The sequence below is a fragment of the Petrachloros mirabilis genome (assembly GCF_975968855.1).
On the sequence record NZ_CDLUDY010000223.1, the window covers coordinates 1 to 17,303 of the forward strand.

A 17,303-nucleotide genomic window follows, 5' to 3' on the forward strand; every position below is an offset into this window, starting at 1 on the left:
AGGAACCGGAGTGGAAGCAGGATCCGTTCGCTTTCAAGAACAAAGACGGGATCTATCATGGTCGCGGGGCAACAGACGACAAGGGGCCGGCGCTGTCAGCCCTGTTCGGCGCACGATTTGCGATCGAACAGGGTTTCCCGATCAACATCCGGTTTCTGTGGGAGTTAGAAGAGGAAAACGGCAGCCAGAATTTTGCCGCCGGCCTCAAAAACCGCGCCGGCATTCCTCGTCCGGACTCCGTTGTGGTTTCCGATACGATCTGGATTGCCAAGGGTCAACCGGCCATGCCCTATGGACTCCGTGGCCTTATAGGCGCGAGGCTTTCCTTACGGACTGGCAGCAAAGACGCTCATTCCGGTGTGACGGGAGGAGCCGCGCGCAATCCACTTGCGGAGTTGATCGAAGTCGCGCAGGCCTGTGTGAACGCCAAAACAGGAGAAGTGAAAATTCCGGGTTTCTATCAGGATGTCGTCAAACCGACGAAGGCTGAAATCAAAAGCTTCCTCAAGTCCGGTTTTCAAGTCAGGCGCTTCAAGGAGGATTACGGATTTCATTCGCTCCGCACGAATGATCCGGCGGAAGTGACCCGGCGCATCTGGGCCGCGCCGACCTTCGAGATCCATGGCTTGACCGGCGGCTATCACGGTCCCGGCGTCAAAACCGTCGTGCCGGGTTATGGCGAACTGAAAGTCAGTATGAGGCTCGTGCCGAATCAAAAACCGGAGAAGGCCTTCGCCCTGTTGAAGAAGTACGTGGCCAAGTTGAATCCGAACGTGAAGGTGGAGCGGGAGGGGATGCTTCATCCCTTCAAGGGAAACTTCGAAGGCCCCTACGTCGACTGTGTGAAGCGGGCGGCGAAGGCGGGATTCGGCAAGGAGCCGGCTTTCATCCGCGAGGGTGGATCAATCGGCGCAGTCGTCACGATGCAGAAGGCCTGGAAGGTCCCGATTTTGTTTCTGGGCTTGAGCCTGCCCGAGCACGGCTACCATGCGCCAAACGAGTATTTCGATTGGGGGCAGGCTTCAGGAGGGATGAAGGCCTTCGCGCACTATTTTGCGGAGCTGGCGAAGATGGGGAAAAAGTGAGTCGGGTCTTGGCGCCGACCAGTCCGTCCGTCCTCGCATCCCGCCCCGTATAGGGAAACAGGGCGGCCCGATGGTCTCTTGTGCTCGCGGAACGCGGCACACAAGATCGATCGGAATGTAACATTAAGGGAGGTGCTCGTTCGACGCGCGCACGAGTGAGGCTAATCAGGCCGCCCTTATGTCAGAAGCCAGGTTTGCCGTCTTTCCTCCTTCACAAAATTTTAGCTACATGCCATCGTATTCCACCGGCCGCGGCGGTCGGGGAGTGCTACGGCTGAAGCGAGTCGCATGACGAAATCTGCACGGGGGATTTCTTCGGCGCCGAAGCGCTTAACGTGGGGGGAGGATTGTTGGCAGTCGAAGATCGTGAAGCCCCAGTTGTGTAACTGACGTACCAGTGTGACAAGCGCGACTTTTGAGGCATCGTCCACTCGCGAGAACATCGATTCCCCGAAGAAAGCTCCACCGATCGCTATCCCGTAGAGCCCACCGACAAGCTTTCCCTCCAACCAGGTTTCGATCGAGTGGGCGTGGCCCATCTCGTGGAGCCTTGTGTAGGCCTCGATCATTGCCGGCGTAATCCAGGTGCCGTCGCTCGGATATTGCGGGCGCGGCCCGGCGCATCGGATCATAACCTCGCGAAAGCTTGTATCGAGGGTCAGGGCGAAGCGTCCCCGGCGAATCGTACGCTCGAGGCTGTGCGAAACGTGAAGTTTGTCAGGAAAGAGAACGGCACGGGGATCGGGTGACCACCAGAGAATCGGCTGGTCGTCGTTGTACCAGGGAAAGATGCCATTGCGGTAGGATTCGAGAAGCCGCTCCGGTCTCAGATCGCCACCGATGGCGACGAGGCCCTCTGGTGTGGCGGACTCGACGGGTGGAAATCGAAGATCGTTGGGATTTCGACTCAGTCGGAACATTGTTTTGCCAGCCCGATGAGAGCAGTAGGAAAACACGACGGATCGATGCCGTACCTCGCTCAGCTCTTCGGGGCCGCGGTGGAGACCATGAGCGGCTGGAAAATCGGATCGGCGTCCAGGATCATTTTCATTTGGTCGGCTGCGATAAAGAAATTCCAAATCTCATCGGTCTGCCCCGGCACTTCGTTGAACCACCGTCTGGCCTCGCTCAGCCGTTCGAAGATGGCTTTGTTGTCCCGCTGGGGCTCGTAGAGAAGGCTGAAGGCTTTGGTGTATTCCGCCAGAAACTTGTCCAGAGGCAAATCAGCATATTTGAGGGCCTCATCGGCATTCTGATAGGCCACCTTCACGTCTGGATCGTCAAAGTTGCGGTTCCAGGCCAATTTGTTCACACGGTCCCAGGCCAACTGCAGGAGCGCCTCCGCCTTCCCCGCTCTCCGCTCATCCGGAATGTCGCTGACGAGTTTCTCATGGACTTCGGTGGAGAGCTCGAAATCATTGTTCCAGCGCAGGGCAACGCCCCAGCGGAACCGGTTGTCGAGTAGTCCAGGCCGAACTCTCGCCAGGGCTTTCAACGCCGGTAGGAGACGGAAGAGGTAGTCCGCGGTCGTCGGTTTGTCGAATCCGCCGATCTCCATGCCCAATGAAATGTTCATCCGAATGGCCTGCGAATAGGTGTTCCAGTAGTGTTCGTTGACGACCATTGCGAGTGCCGGATCCGTTACGGAGAGGTTATGGGCCGGCGCTGCGTCCCGCAGGATAGCCGCGTAGAGGTCCTTAGTGAGGACGGTCAAGGCTTCCGGCTGATCAGGGTCGATCGTCAGGACGCGGTTCAACAGGGCAACGCGGTCGCGCAAATCTGGAAAGCCAGCGGCGCGGGCCGCCGCGGCGATCAGCATTCCCGGAGAATCCTCCGGTGTCCACCAGTTCATCGAACCGGGAATGGCCTTGCTCGAGTCCATCACAAACGGAAGGACCTCCTGGGCCACTCCACCGACCGGGGCTCCATCCTTCACCAATAGATTGACCACGGCGGCATCTGCCGGGAACCCGTGCTTCTTTAGGCCTGTCAACACCACCCACTGCAGATCAATACTCTTGAGGGATCGCTTAGCGGGCTTGATGGTATTCGTCAAATGATAGCTGCCTGGCGCCTTCGTGACAGGGGCAAGTATTGCATCCTGATAAATCACGGTCATCGTCACCAGAGAAGCCGGGGTGGAAACGACAGGAGCTCCCTCGCGTGGGCGAAACGATGCGGGCTTGAGTCGTTTGCTGGAGCCGGCTTTGATGTGGAGGCCGCTACCGGGAGGGGAGAGCCCGATTTCATCCATAACGAATGCCGAAGCCGGGTATTTATGGATCTCCTCACCAAAATAAACCAGCGCCCCCTTGCTGGGCCACAGGGTGTACATACCGACGTCAGTCCGCACCAAAGCTGGTTTGTTCGCTGCTTTAATCCCTTGCCAGCAAGCGTCGTACGACGGGTCGGAAGGGTCCGGATAGGATTTCAATCCGGCTTTGGTAGCAGACACCAATCGATACTGACAGGCAAAATCCAGTTTGGCGACAGTTGCGATATCTGCTTTTGAAAGAGCCTCGGCATACCGCAATGCAACGGTGGAGACCTGTGATGAGGTAGGCTTCGACTTCTTCTTGGCCTTAGCAGCATCGGCTCCGGGCGTCAACGTTGGGAAAAACGTGGCAGAAAGAATGAGGGCCAGCAACCACTTCGGTGAAGCATGATCAAAATGAATCATAACGGATCGACTCCTTCTAGAACACGAAAAGCCACACTGTAACACGCGGGTTTTCCGCTGAGGAAGGGGTTGTTGTAGAAACCGAGTTTCTGAAATCAAGGCGAAGGGGGAGGAGGAGTCGCTGAACCGCTGAAATGGATGAGTGATCGGATGAAGGCCAGGACGGCAAGCTGTTCTGATTCAGATAGCCGGTCTTTCCAGGCCGGCATGGCTGTTCTGCGTTTGCCGTTGGCGATGATCTTCAATAGATCCTGATCGGATTTTGCGGAGGTTTGAGCCGAGATGAGATTCCCCGGGCGTGGTGAGAGCGAAATCGCCGACTTGCCGTCTCCGCGACCTTCTGGCCCGTGGCAGTCTGCGCAGAGCCTGTGATAAATCGATCGTCCTTCCACGAGTTGGGATGATGGAGGTGCTGATGCGAAGGACAGGCCAGCGACGCTGATGATACTGCCAAGGATGAGCAGGGGAGCGGGGGGAGAAGCCATTGAAATTACCTGGAGCGGACGTTTCTCAGAATCTCCAATCGAAGGGAAGCCCGGTCCTGCGCCGAAAGGGCTGGCGTGTCACAATGACGGCAGAGCGACACCGTTTGCTGCAGCGATGCGACAAACTTCTCGCAATTAGGACAGGCTCCCAGGTGACGGCGAAGTTCCCGGCAGATGTCGATCGGCAATTCGTCGTCAATATAAGCGGAGATCTGCTTGATGATGTCCAAACAGCGGGTCTCGTCCGCACTGTGGGTATGGGCCGGCGACCGCCGCGAAGTTGTCCGGCCAGCTTGTTTCCTGGTCATCTCCCAGATCCTCCTGGTTCGGGCCTGCCCTGATGGTCCTCATGGGAAAGCCCGCGAGCGCTCAACTCTTTTCTGACGAACAGCCGAGCCCGGTGCAGCCGCGACTTCACCGCCCGTTCGTTCGCGCCCATGATTGCGCCGACTTCCTTTGCGCTCAACCCCTCCATGTCGCGGAGCACCAGCGTCATCCGATATTTTTTCGGTAACTGATTGATTGCCCGGTCGAGGGCTTCACGGAGCTGCTTATTTTGCAGCGCCTCCTCAGGAGTAAGGCCATCGATGGGAATTTGCAGACGAAGCTCTCCTTCTGACGTCGGGATGAATTCGTCGAGCGACAATTCATGTTCAGGCTCTCCCTTTCGTTTCCGTCGCATCCGCATGCAGGCACGGGACGCGATCGTATAGAGCCATGTTGAAACCCGTGCTTCGCCTCTGAACCCCTTGAGCCCTCGGTAAGCGTTCAGAAAGGTTTCTTGAACCAAATCTTTTGCGGACTCGGCCTCACCGCAGAGTCGGTGCGCGTAACGGTATATCTGATCCACGTGGTCTCTATAGAGCGTCTCAAACGATTGAGACGATGCATCTGACTTCGAAGATTTCGGCGCTTTCTTGGTTGCAGGCGGCATATGAACCATGAGTCTAGCACGTTGGTGAAAAAGTCCGCCACCTCTCTTCTCACGTCGCACTTGGAAATTGTGAAGCGTGCAAGAAGGGGGAATTGATCGCCGCGACATCCCGCCAGGTTTGACTGTTGAACAGCTCGCCTTGGACTTTCCCGATTTTTTTGCAATGGAGTTGGGGGATAGTCCGTCTGAGGATCCGTTCCCTTCCTGCCACGGTAGCGGCAGGGTGAGAAGGTCGGGGTTTGTGAAGTATGCCCGGAACATACGAGGTATGTGTGCAGTTTCAGCCAAAAGGATTCGTCCGTGCTGAGCGAATTGTTCAGCAGCCTGATTGAGAATCAGAAGCAAGGAGAGACAACTACCATACCCTTGTTATGTGCCGGACTTGGAGACTTTTCCGACGTCGACCGACACTTGTCCGTTTTCAATATGGAGGGTGAGGGGTTGCCCGACCTTGACCTTCGGGATGCCGATTTTGGCGTTCATCATGATCACACCGACAGGTGTGCGCATGAAGACGAAATTGGATTTCAACTTCGAGACGGTCCCTGAGAGGAGGAGGTGCGCGTCGGAATCGGAAGGAGGGGCCTGGCTGATCTGCAGATCGAATTGCATGTCATGGACACCAATTATCGTCTGATCGTCGTTGACTTCAACGGTCAGTTGATCTCCATTATGGTAGGCGGAAAGTTTCTTTTCTTGCGTTCCGAAATGGACGGTTTGTTCGCCTTCGGCTGTCCACCAGAGCAAGGTCTTTTCTGAGTCCGGTCCTGGCGTCAAGGGACCGCCGAAGTAGCGATGGAGCAACGAGCCATCGGTTCTCTTGCGAATTTCCACCACGAGGTAGCGGTCGTGGACCCAAAAGTGTACTTCCTGTGAGCCTTTCAAGTCTTTCAACGTCGTCTTCGAAGAGAGGGTTAAGATCCCGACCGGAGTCTTAAGAAACACGATTCCGGCCTTCGTGCGCCAAACTGACCCTTTCAAGGTGATCGAAGGGTCTGTCTTGGCCGGCTCAGACGAAGACTGCTTATCGGTTTCCGCGATGCCAGCTTGCGTATCTTTCGGTGCGGCGTCCTGGTCTTGTGCCAACAGGGGAGTGGTTGGGACCATGAGCGTGAGCCAGCAGGCCACGAGCACGATAGAGAGACGCAACCATCGGCTTCTCTGGTGAAAGACGCCAATCATGAGGATTGTGTGACGAAATACGCCCGGCGGATATCCTAGAGGACCAACCTGACGTTGCCTGATGACAATAGCCGAATTTGGTTACACTGCCAACACGAAGGGAATAAACCATGATGCCGGAGAGGTGTCAAGATGAAAGCCGCATCAGATATGTGAGGTCTGCTTCAGTCTTAAAACGAGGGGACTGGGATTCTGTCGGCTAAGTAGTCAAGAATCTAGCTGTCTTACTATGCGAATGATCCGTCGAGAGGAGAGCGGGGTTGAAGCACGAGCACCATGCGAGGCTCTTGCCCTTCAGCCGGCGGCATGCCGAATCCTCGAAGCAGGAGAGGCGGTTTCACCATGTGGCAGACTTGGCGCACATCGGCTTCAGGCCAGTTATGGCAATTGTGCCGGATGCGAAGTTCCGTGAACACCTTCTCGGAGAATTCAGTGATGATGCTCGGCATAGACTCCAGTGAGAGACAGGGACTGTGTTCATAAGCCTGACCGAACAGCGCCAACAGCTTTCTGGCCTGTGCATCGATATGGACGATTTGGCGCGAAGAAGACAAGACCAACAGTCCTGAATCGGGGTGATATCCGAAACGATCGATGTCCTCGTTCGGAATGAACTGCAGGGACCTCCCAATGGAAGCCCGTCGGGTACCGGGGTCATTCGATCGGGTGGTAATAGGCACGGCGGACCTCCTTAAGATCGCGGGCGGACAGTGCAAGGGTCGGGCCTCCGGCTCAACAATGAAACCCTTGTGATATACGCAACGAATTGAAGTCAACATCGTCGGAGGAAGGCGTGTAGCGTACAACGCTCGTCGTTCGACGGACGGAACTGTCCGCTATTTCTTTCTCACGATGAGGCGAATGGGGGTGCCGGTAAAACTGTAGGTTTCGCGGAGCTGGTTTTCAATGAAACGGAGGTAGGCTGGAGTAATGTCGTCCGGATGGCCGACGAACAATGCAAAGACGGGAGGCTGGACGGCGACTTGGGTCATGAAGGCCGATTTGGTGATTTTCGACGGTTTTCCCTTCCGAATCGGAAGAGGATGGGTTTCCAGAATCTGCTGCAAGAATTGGTTAAGTTGCCCGGTGGGGATGCGTTTGGTGAAGGATGCGTAGACCTGATCGATCGTTGGGAAGAGCCGTCGAAGGGAGTCGGGTTTTACAGCGGCCCCAAACAGGACCGGGGCCCAGGACAAGAAGGGGAACCGGCGGCGTAAGTCCTGTTCGTAGACCTGTCTCGCTTGGCTGTCCCCTTCGCGGAGATCCCACTTGTTCACCAGCAATAGGCAGGCCCTTCCTTGTCGAATGACGAGGCCGGCGATCTTTGTATCCTGCTCGGTTACACCTTCCTCCGCATCAAGCAGGAGCACGGCGACATCGGATCGTCCGATCGCGCGAAGGGATCGTGCCACGCTGTAACCTTCGATACCCCGATCGACCTTTCCTCGCCGGCGAATCCCGGCCGTGTCGGTGAAGAGGTAACGGCGACCTTGATAAACAGCCAAGGAATCAATCGAGTCTCTGGTCGTCCCAGGTACGTTGCTGACCACGACGCGCTCTTCGCCCAACACCGCATTCACGAGCGTTGATTTTCCCACATTAGGACGCCCGACCACTGCAATGCGGGGCATGGTGCTCCGTTCCTCACTCTCATCCAAGGTGGGAAGCAGCGGGTAGATGGCGTCGAGCAATTCAGCGACGCCGATCCCATGTTCGGCCGAGATTGGATAGAGGTGATCAGTCCCCAGTTGATAGAAGTCCGCTATAAGCGCCTCTACCTTTGGCGTGTCAATTTTGTTAATGGCCACGAACAGAGGTTTCGTCGTACCTCGCAGGAGGCGGACCACTTCCTGGTCCTGGGGAGTCAGCCCCGCCCGTCCGTCCATGAGAAGAATCAAGATATCGGCTTCGGCGATAGCCAGTTCTGATTGACGCTTGATCAGCGCTAACATACCTTCGGAGGCAGATGGTTCGAGCCCACCCGTATCAACTAGACGGAACTGCCGATTCCGGTAGTTCGCGTCCGCGTAATTTCGATCGCGCGTGACTCCGGGCACGTCGTCGACAATGGCGGTCTTTTTTCCGAGAATCCGATTGAAAAGAGTCGACTTCCCTACATTCGGCCTTCCAATAATAGCGACAAGCGGAATCGTACTGCCCTCTGAGGGAAGCAAAGGAAGAGTCGGTGCCGATGCAGACTTGGTTCGCGGCATGGGAAAACCTCTTTGGACCGTATCACAGGATTTTTGGCAAACACAACGGTTCGTCTTTGTCGTTTCCATCCTTTATACTTTATCCATGTCGATTGACTCCTTACACCTTATGCCTCATGCATTGGATTGGGACGATGTGGATGACGTCCTCCTTGACATGGACGGCACGTTGCTTGATCGGCATTTCGACAATTTCTTCTTTGAGGAAGAACTGCCTCGACGTTATGCGGCGCTGCACGGACTCTCGTTTGACGTTTCACGTGATCGGCTGATGGCTATGTACCGATCGGTGGAGGGCCAATTGGCGTGGACGGACCTCCATTATTGGACGGAACGGGTTGGAATCGATGTCGTGGCAATGCACAAAGAACTTGATCACATGATCGGGTTTCTTCCTGGAGCGGAAGAGTTTTTGCTCCACATGCGCCAGATCGGGAAGCGCATGACCATTGTGACGAACGCCCATAAAGCAGGGGTATCGGTGAAAGCAGCCAAGACCGGCCTCGATCGGTATGTCGACCGTATCGTCGACCCATTTGAAGTCGGTTATTTGAAAATGCGACCGGAGTATTGGCCGGCCTGTTGCAGACTCGTCGGCTTCGATGCGAAGCGATCGCTGTACATCGATGATGATGAAAGCTGTCTCGCGGCGGCGCGGCAGTTCGGTATCAGTCAAATCGTCCACAGCGCCAAATCGAGTTCGCAGTTGCCGCCTGCCTATTCAGCCGGCTTCGCCTCGGTCGGACAGTTGTCGTCACTTGTCAATGGAAAGCCGGACAAGGAGTCGTGACCTAGAACGTCGCCTTTGGAATGGCCTGTCCGCAGTACATCTCACCGCCGATGCGCGGCACCTGTGCCATTTTGAATCGGTCCAACTGCAGAAGCTGTAAACCGCCCTGATCGATCAATTGATCGATCCGACGATTCAGGTTGCAGCCGCAGCCAATGATGTTCTGAATCGGGTTGAGGCGATCCTGCCAGACTGCTACCCGGGGGTCGTCACTCCGGCCATGCTCCAAAAAGAGAAAGCGGCCGTCTGTTTTGAGGATTCGGCGGATTTCGCGAATGGCTTTCACAGGCTCCTGAATTGTACAAAGTGTCCAAGTGCTCACTGCCGTATCAAATCGACGGTCAGGAAACGGCAACGATTCTGCTGTGGCGTGCTGAACTTGAACGGGAAAGGAAACGGACTTAGCTCGATCGGCAACCTTATGTGGCAGGAGATGAGCGGGATCGACGACCGTCAGGCTTGTGATAGCGGGCAGATAATGAGCGAAGTTGAGACCGGTTCCGAATCCGATTTCGACGACTTCACCCCGGGCATTTCTGAGCAACTCGGCTCGCAGTCGTTGAAACTCTTCACCGCTCATCATCCAGTCCATCAGGCAGGGAAAGATGTGTTGACTGTAGAGTCCCATCGTCGCGGGCAGTATAGCAGAGACGTCGGCTATCGCCGCTCAAATCTTGTTGAGGTCCGGAAGTCTGTGCTACAGTCCAGCCTCTTCTGACCCTTCCCTGTGACCATGAGCAAGACCTACGACCATCATGTCATCGAAGCCAAGTGGCAGGCCTATTGGGACGAGCATCGCCCGTTCAAGGCCGTGGAGAATCCGAGAAAACCGAAGTTCTATTGTCTCGACATGTTCCCCTATCCATCCGGCTCCGGTCTCCACGTCGGACACCTGGAGGGCTACACCGCAACGGACATTGTGTCCCGTTATAAAAGGATGCAGGGGTTCAATGTCCTGCATCCGATGGGCTGGGACGCTTTCGGACTTCCAGCCGAACAATATGCGGTGAAGACCGGCATCCATCCAGCCATCACGACGGCTCAGAATATCGCCACGTTCAAACGGCAGATGAAGCGCGTCGGCCTCTCTTATGACTGGGATCGTGAGATCAGCACCACGGATCCTGATTATTATCGTTGGACACAGTGGATCTTTCTGCAGTTGTTTAGTCGAGGATTGGCCTACGTAGCAGAAGTGCCCGTGAATTGGTGTCCTGCACTGGGCACCGTGCTGGCGAATGAAGAGATCGTAGACGGTAGAAGTGAGGTGGGCGGATTCGAAGTCATACGCAAACCCATGAAGCAGTGGGTACTAAAGATTACTGCCTATGCCGATCGCTTATTGGATGATCTGTCGCTGGTTGAATGGCCAACGAGCACGCTCGAGATGCAGAAAAATTGGATCGGCCGCTCGATCGGTGCCGAGGTCGAGTTCGCCCTAATCGGAATCAACGGAGCGATTCGGGTCTTCACTACCAGGCCAGATACCTTGTTCGGCGCGACCTATATGGTGCTGGCACCCGAACATCCGTTGGTCGAGGCGGTAACGACGGCCGAGAGAAGAAGCACGGTCACGGCCTACCGGGAGGCAGCCGCACGCAAAAGCGATTTGCAACGGCAAGAACTGGAAAAGGAGAAGACAGGTGTGTTTACCGGTGGCTTCGCCGTGAATCCGGTGAACGGCGAGAAACTCCCGATCTGGATCGCTGACTATGTGCTCATGGGGTACGGCACCGGTGCGATCATGGCGGTACCAGCGCATGACGCCAGGGACTGGGTGTTTGCCAAGACCTATTCTCTCCCGATTCGTGAGGTAATTGCCGGCGGCGATGTCGAGAAGGAGGCCTTCTTGGAGACTGAACGAGGGAAGGTCGTGAACTCGACCGCTCCAGATGAAAGTTTTTCCATTGACGGGCTCACGCCGGTCGACGCCATTCCCAAAATTACTTTATGGCTGGAGTCGAAAAGAAAAGGCAAGAAGGCCGTCAATTACAAGCTGCGCGATTGGCTCTTTGCCCGTCAACGTTATTGGGGCGAACCCTTCCCGATTATCTGGGTTGAAGGAGACGCGCGGCCGTTACCGGAAGAACAGTTGCCCTTAACCCTGCCGGAGACGAACAACTTCAAACCATCCGGAACCGGCGAAAGTCCTCTCGCCAATCTGGAAGAGTGGATGTCTACGACGGAGCCGGACAGCGGCAAAGCGGCCAGACGCGAGACGAACACCATGCCGCAGTGGGCGGGCTCCTGTTGGTACTATCTGCGGTTTATCGATCCCAAGAACGGGAAGCAACTGATCGATCCGGCGAAAGAGAAGTACTGGATGCCGGTGGATCTGTACATCGGAGGCAGCGAACACGCGGTGCTGCATCTCTTGTATTCGCGTTTTTGGCACAAGGTGCTCTATGACATCGGGGTGGTCAGCACGCCGGAGCCGTTCAAGAAACTCGTCCACCAGGGAATTGTGCTTGGTGAAGACAATCAGAAAATGTCGAAGTCGAGAGGCAATGTCGTCAATCCGGACGAGATGATCGACCGGTTCGGCGCCGATGCCGTGCGCCTGTACGAAATGTTCATGGGTCCGTTGGAAGCGATGAAGCCCTGGAGCACCAGAGGCGTCGAAGGCGTCACACGCTTTCTCGAACGGGTCTGGCGGCTCATAGTGAACGAAGAAGGAACGCTCTCTGCCGCGGTCGTCTCATTGGAACCGACATTAGACCAACAGAGAATCCTGCACCAGACTATTAAAAAGGTCACGGACGACATCGAGCAATTGCGGTTCAATACGGCCATCTCCCAGATGATGGTCTTCACAAACGAAATGACGAAAACCGACCGGCGCTCGCGATCGCTCCTTGAGCCCTTTGTCTTGTTACTCTCCCCGTTCGCGCCCCATCTCGCTGAAGAGCTGTGGGTATTGCTTGGTCACCAACCGAGTGTGTCGTCTCAATCATGGCCGACATACGATCCGGCCTTGACCGTCAGTGACAGGTTGACGATACCGATCCAAGTCAACGGTCGGCTGCGCGCAAAAATCGAAGTCGGTCCGGAGGTGAGCAGAGATCAGGTGGAGAAACTCGCGCGGGCCGAGGTCGTCGAGTGGCTTCAAGAGAAAGAGCCGAAGAAGGTGGTATACGTAGAGAAGAAGTTGATCAATTTTGTGGTCTGACGATATGGGCAAGGAGCGAGGGACAAGGGGGGAGAGGCCTACTGCAGGAAGTCGGAGGAGATTCTTGTCTATTTTCTGGACAGCCGCCCGGCTCGTGCCGATCGCTTCTTGCCTTGCTCTCGCGGCGTGCGGCTATCAATTCCGTGTCGAGGGGCCAGGTCCGACCATAGGGGGGGCGGCAGTCTCGGACTCCTCGACGCCGGCGCCTCGCGTGATTATCAGGCCTCTGTTGAACGCCAGCTTTGAACCGAATCTAGAAACGCGGTTTACCAATTACCTTCGCCGTGAATTTTCATCGGGAAGCGGCGCCCAGGTTGTTGCAGAGTCGGATGCGGCGGACCTCGTGTTGTCGGGAACCATCGTGTCCGTCACGGTGCCGACGCTTAGTTTCAGTCAAACGGCAACATTGGAAAGCCGAGCGGAGGTGGTTGTAGCCGTGAAGGTCGAAGAAACACGCACGAAACGAGTGGTCTGGTCCCACACGGCGAAGGGCTCCTCGGAATTTTACATCACGCCGGATTTACAGTTTAATCGCGTGCTGCAGAACCGGGCCTTAGAGCAAGCGGGCCGGTTTGTGGCAGAAGATCTGGCGTCTCGGTTTCTGTTGCAGTTGGAGTCCGGTCACTTGACAAATAAACCGGTTTCCGCCTCGTCGAAGGTTCATCCGGACAAGCCATAGGACGTATTTGTGCCCAGGTCCATCTCAATAAATCAGCTCGCCACACAGCTTGGACAGGGATCTGTCACTCATCTGTATGCATTGGTCGGGGAAGAAGATCTCCTGAGGGATTCGGCTTTAGCGCAGATTAAACGCACGGTGTTGGGGGCACAGGGCGACGACTTTAATTGCGATGTATTTTACGGCGACGAGGCGGACGGATCGCACATTGTGTCTTGCGCGTCAGAGGTTGCAGTATTTGCCCCCCGCCGCCTGGTGGTCGTCAAGTACGTAGAAAAATTACCTGCTAAAGAATGCGAAGCGTTGCTTCCTTATCTCAGGGAGCCGAACGAATCGACAACCGTGGTGTTCATGGCCTCCAAGCTCGATGGCCGCCTTAAGTTTACACAAGCGTTGACGCAAGCGTGCATCGTGGTGGATTGCGGGCCGTTAAGAGATGCGGAACTGATCCCCTGGCTGAAGCAAGAGGCAGATCGTGCCGCCGTGCGAATCGACGACGAAGCCCTGCGCATGCTGAAGGAGGCCTGTGGAGGTTCGCTGTATTCTGCCAGGCGTGAGGTGGAAAAACTGGCATCCTATGTGTCTGCCGACCGTTTTGCTACGATTGAGGATGTTTCGATCTTGCGCGGAGTTGAACCGGGCGCGTCGGTTTTCGATTTGGCCGTCGCCATTGGGGCGAAGAACAGAGGAAAGGCGTTGGCGATTCTGGCCCGCAATCTTGAGGCAGGGGAGGCGCCTCTGAGGATCTTGGGGTCGTTGGCCTGGCAATATCGACGGCTCTGGAAGGTCAAAGAATTGATGCGGCAAGGAGGACGCGAGGGAGAGGCGGCAAGAACGTTGCGAATGGATCCTTATAAGGTCCGTGCGTTCCTCGGACAGTTTTCCGAAGCTCATCTGCGAGAGGCCTTGGGGACGTTTCTGGAAGTTGATGGCCAGCTCAAAGGAGGGAGCGCAGGTAAACCGGCGATACTGCTCGATAGGCTCATCATGCGACTGTGTGACCGTCCCCGGACGAGCACGCACCAGCCCGCGCCACCAGCCCGCGCTTCCGTGTCTGCCTCGAAGACGAAACCGTTACCGAATGTTAGAACGATCAGTGCGAAGCGACCAAGGAGTTGACGTGTTTGGTGAGGCGCGAAATGCGGCGGGATGCTGTGTTCCGTTTCAACACACCTTTTGTCACGGCTTTGCTGAGCGCCGAAGTGGCTTCACGCAGAGAAGACTTGGCATCGTCGAGTTTCTTATCCGCGACAGCGGAATGCACCTTCTTGACTAAACTCTTCACGGCGGTCAATGTCGCACGGTTTCTGGCTTGGCGCTTCACGGCTTGGCGGGCTCGACGAATCGTAGATTTGTGGACGACGGGCATGGCAAACTCCTGTAGAAAAGAAGAGCACTTCTATCACAAGGTTCATTGGGACGTCAAGGTGATGAAACTTTGTCGAAGAATTCAGGGGAAGGGATGAAGCTGTGGCTAAGATTAACGCCCGCGATCGATTGATATTGGCGCTCGATGTTCCATCCGCCGCCGAGGCAGATAAGTTGTTGGTCCAAGTTGAGGACCAGATCGCCTTTGTGAAGGTCGGGCTCGAACTCTATACGGCAGCAGGCCCTGAGATCGTTCAGCGTTTACTCAACAAACGGAAACGGGTCTTTCTCGATCTCAAGTTCCTTGACATCGAGGAGACGGTCCGACGAGCAACCGAACGTGTCGCTGCCATGGGGGTGGAGTTTCTGACCGTTCATGCCAACCGCAAAGCGCTAACGGCCGCTGTCAAGGGGCGAGGGACGTCCCCGTTAAAGCTGCTCGCTGTTACCGTCTTAACGAATTTCGACAGCAGCGATCTCCGTGACATGGGCATCCAGCGATCGGTTCAGGAGTTGGTGATGGCGCGGGCCTTACTCGCTGCTGAAGTAGGTTGCGACGGTGTGGTGGCCTCAGGTGAGGAACCGGGGGTGCTACGACCGAAGATCGGTCCGCGGTTCGTGATCGTGACACCTGGAGTAAGGCCGGCCGGCAGAGATGTCGACGACCACGCAAGAGCAACCACGCCTACCCAAACGATAGCAGCCGGGGCCGATTATCTAGTGGTGGGCCGGCCCATTCGATCAGCCCAGGATCCCGCGGCAGCCGCTGCCGCGATTCTTGCGGAAATGCAAACCGCCTTCGACGCACGGGGCTGAAAACGACCCTGCTCAGTTGCGGCGCTTCTCCGCTCTTTGCTAATATCTATCCCTCCTGTGTTTTGATCTCCAGCCCGTCCTCTTCATGGTGGATGTAGCTCAGTTGGTTAGAGCGCCGGATTGTGGATCCGGAGGTCGCGGGTTCAAAACCCGTCATCCACCCCATAATTCCTTCCGTTATTTTCTCCATAACAATTGGACCCATTCGGCAAAATCATGGCTGCGCCTGGGTTTATTCTGGACAACGCGTTCTCTGAGATACGTTATTCTGGACTTGGTGAGGGTATCGGCGAAGGTCGTTCTGATTGATTGGGCTGTGACGGGGCCGGGGGATGATCCAGTTTTTCGGTGCTCTCTTGTTTCAGTTTCGTTGGTTCCTCAATTCGATTTTCACGTTGGATCGTTCCAAGCTCAATGGATTTGCGACGGTTGAGCTCGACCATATCCGTCTCATCCCTCACCAGGGTCGGCGTGAGAAATACCAACAAGTTGAGTTTTTCAGTCTGTCGGCTCTGAAACCGAAAAAGCCATCCAATAAGTGGGATGTCTCCCAGAAGGGGAACCTTGCGCTCACTGATGCTGATGTTGTCGCGGACCAGGCCGCCGACAACTAAAGTTTGACCGTCCTTGGCAATGGTCGTTGTCTCCATGGAGCGTTTGGTCGTCGTCGGGCCGACAGGAACGGTTGCTACTCCTGAGCCGATAGTTTGCGCTACATTTTCAGCAATCGCCGTAATCTCCTGTTTGATTTCCAACCTAATGAGGTCGTTTTCCAATACTTGGGGCGTGAGTTCAAGCGTAACGCCGACATCCTTCCGTTCAATCGTGACAAGGGTTCCTCCGGTGATGCCTTGAGCCTGGCCGGTTGGGAAAGGTCTGTTTTCTCCGACGACAATCTTAGCCTTCTGGTTGTCTGCTGCCAGGACCTGCGGGGTGGAGAGGATATTCGTATCCGTCATGCTCATCAGAAGCTGAAGGAAGACGCGAACGATTCCGGAATCCAGCAATGAGACACCCCCGGTCGCTCCTCCAGCACCAAGGCCAAGGACAGTTTGGGCCACAGAAGCAAGGTCTTCCGGAGCGCGGTTCAGCCCCCCAATGGCCGAAATCGACCCGAACTTTGCGGCTCCGAGAGCTTGAACCGGGTCCGTCCCGATCTGGCGGAGTCGATCAACTTGAACTTCCAGAATAACCGCCTCCACAAATACTTGCTTCCTTCGAGTGTCAAGATCCTGAATGACGGATTGCAAATGGGTATAAGCATTTTTTGTCGAACTGATGATGATGGAATTCGTCGCCTTGTCTGCAAAGACCTGGACTGGTGCCTCAAATTCGGTGATCGGTCGGATAGGCGGTCTGCTCCCGGGCGTCGTCTGCGCAATGGTTTGTGACCTGGCAACGAGATTGGTCAAGACCGCCGCCAAATCAGTGGCATTGGCATGTTTGAGCTTGTAGACGAAGACCCCACGCTCTGGGGGTAACTCTCCCATCGGAACGATCTGGTAGACGGGGCCTTTTGGAACAACGGCAAGGCGGCTCACTTCAAGAGCTGAGACAAAGAGGCTATAGGCTTGAGCCGGGGTGACTTTGGTGGGAGAAAAGACTGTAATTTTGCCGCCGGCCTTCTTCACCGCCTCGTCAAGCACAAAATTCTTTCCCGTTAGCTCACTGATGAAGCGCACAAAAATAGAGAGTTCTACATCGTTGAAGTCCAGCGCCACTCGACTGGGACCGCCGCTTTTAGATTCGCCGTAAGAATTGAATGGGGAGAAGAGAGAAAAAAATGTGGTGACCACGCAAAGCGCGAGTGCGTATCGCAACCAGGCCAGCTGAATCTGTGAGGAAATTTGCATACCTGATTACACGGCTGGCCGGAGAAAATGTCATCTGCCCAGCTCATGA

General features: G+C 55.7%; 17 protein-coding genes and 1 tRNA gene. 7 read left to right on the forward strand and 11 right to left on the reverse strand.

What is annotated here, in order from left to right:
• The coding region (locus ACWVCN_RS09205) for a M20/M25/M40 family metallo-hydrolase (RefSeq protein WP_455245274.1) at positions 1-1,085 on the forward strand (1,085 nt) is incomplete at its 5' end.
• A gap of 221 nt (positions 1,086-1,306) precedes the next feature.
• Here ACWVCN_RS09205 and aat read toward each other — a convergent pair.
• From aat to der, 8 genes are all read right to left on the reverse strand, one after another.
• Entirely contained in the window at positions 1,307-2,005 is a 699-nt protein-coding gene (gene aat / locus ACWVCN_RS09210) for a leucyl/phenylalanyl-tRNA--protein transferase (protein WP_455245276.1), read from the reverse strand.
• A 59-nt stretch (positions 2,006-2,064) separates the two neighbouring features.
• Complete coding sequence (locus ACWVCN_RS09215) at positions 2,065-3,765, reverse strand: hypothetical protein (RefSeq protein WP_455245277.1); 1,701 nt, start codon at positions 3,763-3,765, stop codon at positions 2,065-2,067.
• Positions 3,766-3,860: 95 nt separating this feature from the next.
• Positions 3,861-4,250, reverse strand: a complete 390-nt coding sequence (locus tag ACWVCN_RS09220; RefSeq protein ID WP_455245278.1) for a c-type cytochrome — start codon at positions 4,248-4,250, stop codon at positions 3,861-3,863.
• Between the two features lie 5 nt (positions 4,251-4,255).
• A complete protein-coding gene (locus tag ACWVCN_RS09225; RefSeq protein ID WP_455245280.1) occupies positions 4,256-4,558 on the reverse strand; it encodes an anti-sigma factor family protein in 303 nt (100 codons plus the stop codon).
• Positions 4,555-5,193, reverse strand: coding sequence for an RNA polymerase sigma factor (locus ACWVCN_RS09230; protein WP_455245282.1), 639 nt, complete (start codon positions 5,191-5,193; stop codon positions 4,555-4,557). The genes ACWVCN_RS09225 and ACWVCN_RS09230 overlap by 4 nt, the downstream gene beginning before the upstream one ends.
• Positions 5,194-5,553: 360 nt before the next feature.
• Positions 5,554-6,333: a hypothetical protein gene (locus ACWVCN_RS09235; RefSeq protein ID WP_455245283.1), complete on the reverse strand. Its 780-nt coding sequence runs from the start codon at positions 6,331-6,333 to the stop codon at positions 5,554-5,556.
• 260 nt (positions 6,334-6,593) lie between these two features.
• Entirely contained in the window at positions 6,594-7,046 is a 453-nt protein-coding gene (locus tag ACWVCN_RS09240; RefSeq protein ID WP_455245284.1) for a hypothetical protein, read from the reverse strand.
• 156 nt (positions 7,047-7,202) lie between these two features.
• Entirely contained in the window at positions 7,203-8,579 is a 1,377-nt protein-coding gene (gene der, locus ACWVCN_RS09245) for a ribosome biogenesis GTPase Der (RefSeq protein ID WP_455245285.1), read from the reverse strand.
• On the opposite strand from der, the gene ACWVCN_RS09250 reads away from it, so the two are divergent.
• Entirely contained in the window at positions 8,578-9,369 is a 792-nt protein-coding gene (locus ACWVCN_RS09250) for an HAD family hydrolase (protein ID WP_455245287.1), read from the forward strand. The genes der and ACWVCN_RS09250 overlap by 2 nt on opposite strands.
• 1 nt (position 9,370) lies before the next feature.
• Here ACWVCN_RS09250 and ACWVCN_RS09255 read toward each other — a convergent pair whose 3' ends face one another.
• Entirely contained in the window at positions 9,371-9,997 is a 627-nt protein-coding gene (locus tag ACWVCN_RS09255) for a class I SAM-dependent methyltransferase (protein ID WP_455245289.1), read from the reverse strand.
• 105 nt (positions 9,998-10,102) lie between these two features.
• Here ACWVCN_RS09255 and leuS point away from each other — a divergent pair, with 105 nt between their 5' ends.
• From leuS to holA, 3 genes are all read left to right on the forward strand, one after another.
• Positions 10,103-12,538, forward strand: coding sequence for a leucine--tRNA ligase (gene leuS / locus ACWVCN_RS09260; protein ID WP_455245291.1), 2,436 nt, complete (start codon positions 10,103-10,105; stop codon positions 12,536-12,538).
• Between the two features lie 64 nt (positions 12,539-12,602).
• Entirely contained in the window at positions 12,603-13,217 is a 615-nt protein-coding gene (lptE, locus tag ACWVCN_RS09265) for an LPS assembly lipoprotein LptE (RefSeq protein ID WP_455245293.1), read from the forward strand.
• Between the two features lie 9 nt (positions 13,218-13,226).
• Positions 13,227-14,336: a DNA polymerase III subunit delta gene (holA, locus tag ACWVCN_RS09270; RefSeq protein ID WP_455245295.1), complete on the forward strand. Its 1,110-nt coding sequence runs from the start codon at positions 13,227-13,229 to the stop codon at positions 14,334-14,336.
• Here holA and rpsT read toward each other — a convergent pair.
• Positions 14,311-14,586 (reverse strand): 30S ribosomal protein S20, encoded by a 276-nt coding sequence (gene rpsT, locus ACWVCN_RS09275; RefSeq protein ID WP_455245296.1) that lies wholly within the window; start codon positions 14,584-14,586, stop codon positions 14,311-14,313. The genes holA and rpsT overlap by 26 nt on opposite strands.
• A gap of 101 nt (positions 14,587-14,687) precedes the next feature.
• On the opposite strand from rpsT, the gene pyrF reads away from it, so the two are divergent.
• The gene (gene pyrF / locus ACWVCN_RS09280) at positions 14,688-15,401 is read left to right on the forward strand and encodes an orotidine-5'-phosphate decarboxylase (protein WP_455245298.1); all 714 of its coding nucleotides are present in this window, start codon (positions 14,688-14,690) and stop codon (positions 15,399-15,401) included.
• Positions 15,402-15,489: 88 nt separating this feature from the next.
• Positions 15,490-15,566, forward strand: a tRNA-His gene (locus ACWVCN_RS09285).
• A gap of 98 nt (positions 15,567-15,664) precedes the next feature.
• On the opposite strand, the gene ACWVCN_RS09290 is transcribed toward ACWVCN_RS09285, so the two are convergent.
• Complete coding sequence (locus ACWVCN_RS09290; protein WP_455245300.1) at positions 15,665-17,254, reverse strand: secretin N-terminal domain-containing protein; 1,590 nt, start codon at positions 17,252-17,254, stop codon at positions 15,665-15,667.
• Positions 17,255-17,303 lie beyond the last annotated feature (49 nt).